Here is a 639-nt window from a genome sequence, read left to right as displayed (position 1 = left end):
CGCGTGCGGGTTTTCGTCGAATTTCTGATCGAGCAGTTGGCCACGCCCACGACACCCCCAGTGCCCGCGCCACGCACGCGCGGTCACTGAGCGGCGCGCGCGTCTTCATCGCATGGCCCGCTCAGTGGCCCGCGCTCTGGCCGCCGTCCACATGCAGGATCTCGCCGGTCACGAATGGCGCCGAGTCGAGATAGAGGATCGCATTCACGATGTCGCTCATCTCGCCCATATGGCCCACCGGATGCAATGCGCCAAGTGCCGCATGAGTTTCGGGCGCATGCATCGGTGACTTGATGATGCCGGGCGAAACCGCGTTGGCGCGAATGCCGCGCTTCGCATACTCGATCGCGAGCGAGCGGGTCGCGGCGGCGAGGCCGCCCTTGGTCAACGAGGCCAGCACGGACGGCACGCCGTCGATCGCGTGATCGACGAGGGTCGTCGTGATGCTGACCACGTGGCCGCGCTCATGCTTCTCCATCTCGGCGATTGCGAGTTGCGTGATGTAGAAAAATCCCGCGAGATTGATGCCGGTGACCGTCGCGTAATCTTCGGCCGTGTATTGCGTGAACGGCTTGGCCACGAAAATGCCCGCATTGTTGACGAGCGTATCGACCCGCCCGAAGCGCGCCACGGCTGTTT

Annotated in this window: 1 protein-coding gene; it reads right to left on the bottom strand. The window is 64.3% G+C overall.

Annotated features, from left to right (window positions below; all coding sequences use genetic code 11):
• Positions 1-121: 121 nt before the first annotated feature.
• Positions 122-639: SDR family NAD(P)-dependent oxidoreductase (locus tag AB4Y34_RS41845; protein WP_368719307.1), on the bottom strand; the 518-nt coding region annotated here is incomplete at its 5' end.

It is taken from the genome of Paraburkholderia sp. BR10954 (assembly GCF_040965775.1).
Classification (GTDB): Bacteria; Pseudomonadota; Gammaproteobacteria; order Burkholderiales; family Burkholderiaceae; genus Paraburkholderia; species Paraburkholderia youngii.
The sequence above is the reverse complement of the archived record's forward strand: the minus strand, read 5'-3'. Positions and strand labels throughout refer to the sequence as shown.